We start from the raw sequence: 4020 nt of genomic DNA, 5'->3' as shown, positions 1-4020 counted from the left end.
CACCGACGCCAACGCCAGCCCCACATCGTCCGCGGCTACTTCGGCGGCCCGCACGTCCGCTACATCCTCGAATAGAACCCTTTGAGTTTCGGATCAATAGAAGCTAGGGTCGTCGGGAGCATCATGTACACCGTACTGACCCCACGACCAGGCGGCACCGTAGGCAGCGGAAGCAGCAGCGGCCACGGCCCGATCGGCGTAGAACTGCAACTGCGCGAGCTTGGCGAAAGCATCAGACTGCCAGCCTTCTTCCAGCTCAGGCTCTTCTGTGAAGCCGTAGCAATGGTCGTAAGCGGTCCTGGCCAGAGCTTTTACCGCTTCATAGAACTCCACGTACGCTTGTCTGCGGTGCTCGAAGGTGCGGGCCTCGTCCTCGCGAGCCCAGCCTTCGCGCTCGCGCTCCCCGGTGACTGTTTCACGACGGTCTGACCAGCGCTGCATAATCAAGCGCCAACGGTCCCTGCGACCAGCGTCGCTACGACGTCGGCACCAGCTACTACTAGCGGTACCCATAGGGGAGTTGCAGTCACTCCCCAATGGTCGCAGTCGTGACCTGGCCAAGTGCGATATTCCCCGACGGTGACAGACCGCTCCACGCCTCGACCCACCACTAACCTCAGCTCCCATCCCGTCTGCTCGGCTCTGCCTGGGGCGACGGCAGACGGGATGGGAGCTCCCCCCGCACGCCACAACTCGGCCGGCACTCGCGTACGGCGCCCCGTACATCTCGGAGCCTGAGCGCCGCCGCCGGAGGCACTGCTCTGAGCGTTTGCCGCGCTATGCGGTGCTCGACAGCGTCCATGATCGCCGAAAGGCCTTGAAAACCGTCGTGGCGCGAGTCACCGTGGGTTCAAATCCCACACCCACCGCGTAGGCGCACGGCCCCTGACCAGGTGAATCGGTCGGCGGCCGTTGTGCTGCACGCCGCCTGGTGGAGCGGACTCCTGGTGTACCCGGGCCACGAAACCCTTGTCGTCGAGCCGGGTGTTCACTACGTATATGACAGGTAGCTCAGAGCTGCATCGACTGCGAAGTGCAATCGCCGTCCTCAGCGATGCCATCCCCAAGGATCTTCGACGGTCTCCCCTCGGCTGGGCCGGCGTACGGGCGTGGGAAGCCGCTTGTGGCGTCGAACTGCCGGAGCCCTACCGGACGTTTGTCGCGGAGGTGTCCAATGGTTCGCTGGCGGGAGCATCCATGGCACACCGGCTCCTGCCGCTGGGAGGACTGCCTGAGAACTGGCAGGGATGGAAGGCCGATTGCTGGCTCAGCCCCGAACCGTTCGACGGAACGGCGGTACGCAAGTTCACTGAGCCGTTCCCGCTGGAGGAGGAGTGGCAGTGGGAGTACGACTACTACGACCACGATGAGCACTCACCTCTGCTCCACGGCGCCTATCAGAACGGCTCGGTCCTCCTGGGCGGCGACCGTGACTGCGAGTTCTGGGCGCTTGTGGTCACCGGGCCTCAGCGCGGTCGGGTCTGGTGGCTGGGAGACGGATGCGCCGCCCCCTACGCGGACGCGGGGGAGGCAGGCGAGCCAGAGGCCGACTTCGTGGCCTGGTTCCAGGATTGGCAAGCCGATCGGGGATGGTGGTCTGAGCACGTCGACGGGTAGGTCTCAGCCGACGACTGGCCGAGCGGCCTGCCCTTGCACGAGCGCCCTCTGATCCGTAGCTCTGTTGAGATCGGTTGTCATTGGAGGTCATACAAGCTGCGGGAAAGGTTGCTGTACTCGGTGCCGTACCGCAAGATCGGGCGATGTCCCGATCAGTAGGCGCACGCACCGCCGACCCGTGCCCCCGGTGCCTGGTCGAGCAGGTTCGCCTGGGCAGCCTCGTCGCTGGCGCCGGGCGCGATGTCGTCGGCTACGTCTGCGCGCGATGTGGGCACTCGTGGTCCCGTCCGGTCGAGGACGACCTGGAGGTGTACGACATTGTCAGAGCGGACCTCGACGACAGGACGCTCTACGGCACTGTCTGGCAGGTGGACGACGATCGAGTCAAGGTGCGCGATACGAGCAGTGGGCGGCTGCAGTGGGTCGAGCGCTGGCGGGTCATCCTCTACTGAGGCCCGTCCAGCCCGGGCCCCAAGCCGTCGGCGTACGAAGGTCACCAGGGGCGTCGGCAGTGCGGCCGTCGCCTTGGGCGTGGTGTTCAAGCTAGAGCTGGCGGATCCGCTAACCAGTTCAAACGGCCAGGATCAGCTCGGCACTCAGGCGACAACGTCTCGTACTCTGCGGCGATTGCTTCGGCCGCCTGAGGATCGTCACTGCTGGTTTCCGGATGCGTGCCTTCATGAAGCCGTGCTCGCCCTGCCCATTCGTTCTCCCTGCCCATTCGTGGTGTGTCGTGAGGCTACGAGATGCGGGGTCGGGGTGTGGCGCGGACGCTGGAGGGAGGGGGTTTGCGGCGGAAGGAGTTGCCATGTCTGTGATGGACAAGCTCAAGCAGATGCTGAAGGGCCATGAGGACCAGGCCGGGCAGGGTATCGACAAGGCCGGTGACTTCGTGGACGGGCGGACGCAGGGGAAGTACAGCGGTCAGGTCGACGCAGCGCAGGAGAGGCTCAGGCAGCAGTCGGGGTCGGATCGGACGCGGGGTGGGCAGCCCGACGCCGGTCGTCCCGACGCCGGGCGGGACGGTATGCGGGGTGACGATATGGGGCGTGACGACATGGGGCGAGACGGCATGGGGCCTGAGGATCCGCCTCGGTGAGGGTGAGGGTGAGGGGCCGGGAGAGGCGAATCAGTTCGTGTCGGGCTCGGGTTCGGGCTCTTCCGGTGGGGCCGATTCGCGTGCCGCGATGATCTCTGTTTCGTACTGGTCGATGACCTGTTCCGCGGTGCGGCCCGTGTACTTCGCCACCTCGTCGATGGCGACGACCGCCCAGTTCGCCAAGGAGAGTGCGAAGGCCAGGAGTTGGTCGTCGCCGTAGGCTCGTTTGACCGTCAGGAGATACATCAGGTTCAGGTAGGGCACGAGATCGGGTTCCGAGACCTGGCCCGTGCTTGTGCGCATCAGTTCGATCGTGGTCTCCGTCGCCTCCGCTCGCAGGGGGAGCAGTCGGTCCCGTTCCCGATGGACCTCGGCAAGCATGTCCTGGCGGTGTTCCCTGTCGAAGTCCAAATCGTGCCTCCGGAGCGGCTGTTCCTCATACGGGCCGGGCCACGCCGTACCACGCCGGACCACGGCACCTTCAGCACCTCAGTTCTTCCAACCACACGCGCCCCGAAACGCGCGCACCGGTCCCCCGCGCCGCCCCCGTCACCGACCACCCCTCGACATCCGCGCCGCCGAGGCGATCGTCGACCTCGCCTCGCGTTCCGTGAGGCCGGTGCGTACGGCTGCCTCGATCAGGGCGCCTGCGAGTTCGGGGCCGAGGCCGTTCTCGTAGGCGCGGCAAGCCGCCCAGAAGAGGCGGGTGTTGCGTTGTCCCTCCTGGGCGGTCAGGACGAAGTGGACCAGGCCGTGGCCGTTGCCCTGGCCGCCCGCCGCCCGGGAGGGGCCCGTGCGCGGTGGTGGCAGCAGGAGGCGGAGCAGGGCCGGTGGGCAGAGGGCCGGGTGGAGGTGGGACGTGCCGGGAGCCGTGGTGTAGGCGCCGTGCTCGGTGCGGGAGCCGGGGCCGACGAGGTAGCCGCCGGCGCCGCGGATGTCGATGCCGGGGGCGAGGCGGCTCGCGGAGTTGGGGACGGCGACGTGGGGCGGGCCGGTGAGCCAGATGTGGCGGCCGCCGCTGGGAGTCAGCACGACTACCGTCTCGGGGATCGTGAAGAGGTGGCGCAGGGCCAGTTCACGCAGGGCCGCCGAGGAGTCGGTACCGGACTTCGTGTCGAGGTCGACGCCGATCAGGTGGTGGGGGCGGACACCGCAGGCGATGCCGTAGCCGGTGGCCCACGGGGCTGCGGCGAAGAGCTCGCGGATGCGTCGGGGGTCGGTGGAGGCGTCGTACACGCCGTGGCCGAAGCGCCCGCATTCCCCATGGCAGGGGGACTGGGTCGGGGTGGCGGCCGGTGTGGAGG

Annotated in this window: 5 protein-coding genes and 1 pseudogene; 3 read left to right on the top strand and 3 right to left on the bottom strand. The window is 67.4% G+C overall.

Annotated features, from left to right (window positions below):
* Positions 1-93 precede the first annotated feature (93 nt).
* Complete coding sequence (locus P1P70_RS41775; protein ID WP_319247299.1) at positions 94-447, bottom strand: hypothetical protein; 354 nt, start codon at positions 445-447, stop codon at positions 94-96.
* Positions 448-999: 552 nt separating this feature from the next.
* Here P1P70_RS41775 and P1P70_RS41770 point away from each other — a divergent pair.
* The 3 genes and pseudogenes from P1P70_RS41770 to P1P70_RS41760 all read left to right on the top strand — a co-directional run.
* Positions 1000-1617, top strand: a complete 618-nt coding sequence (locus P1P70_RS41770) for an SMI1/KNR4 family protein (protein WP_319247297.1) — start codon at positions 1000-1002, stop codon at positions 1615-1617.
* A gap of 143 nt (positions 1618-1760) precedes the next feature.
* Positions 1761-2069: a hypothetical protein gene (locus P1P70_RS41765; protein WP_319247296.1), complete on the top strand. Its 309-nt coding sequence runs from the start codon at positions 1761-1763 to the stop codon at positions 2067-2069.
* Between the two features lie 356 nt (positions 2070-2425).
* Positions 2426-2617 (top strand): annotated as a pseudogene (locus tag P1P70_RS41760) (antitoxin); the annotation flags it as partial.
* A 129-nt stretch (positions 2618-2746) separates the two neighbouring features.
* Here P1P70_RS41760 and P1P70_RS41755 read toward each other — a convergent pair.
* Together P1P70_RS41755 and P1P70_RS41750 are read right to left on the bottom strand one after the other, a co-directional pair.
* Positions 2747-3127, bottom strand: a complete 381-nt coding sequence (locus P1P70_RS41755; RefSeq protein WP_319247294.1) for a hypothetical protein — start codon at positions 3125-3127, stop codon at positions 2747-2749.
* A gap of 138 nt (positions 3128-3265) precedes the next feature.
* Positions 3266-4020, bottom strand: a 755-nt coding sequence (locus tag P1P70_RS41750) for a bifunctional DNA primase/polymerase (protein ID WP_319247293.1), incomplete at its 5' end; no start/stop codon positions are given.

This window comes from Streptomyces sp. MB09-02B (assembly GCF_033794485.1).
In the GTDB taxonomy this organism is placed as follows: domain Bacteria; phylum Actinomycetota; class Actinomycetes; order Streptomycetales; family Streptomycetaceae; genus Streptomyces.
The sequence above is the reverse complement of the archived record's forward strand: the minus strand, read 5'-3'. Positions and strand labels throughout refer to the sequence as shown.

Coding starts and splice junctions, on each gene's coding strand:
- P1P70_RS41765 (WP_319247296.1), top strand. CDS start 1,761: ATGTCCCGATCAGTAGGCGCACGCACCGCCGACCCGTGCCCCCGGTGC.
- P1P70_RS41770 (WP_319247297.1), top strand. CDS start 1,000: ATGACAGGTAGCTCAGAGCTGCATCGACTGCGAAGTGCAATCGCCGTC.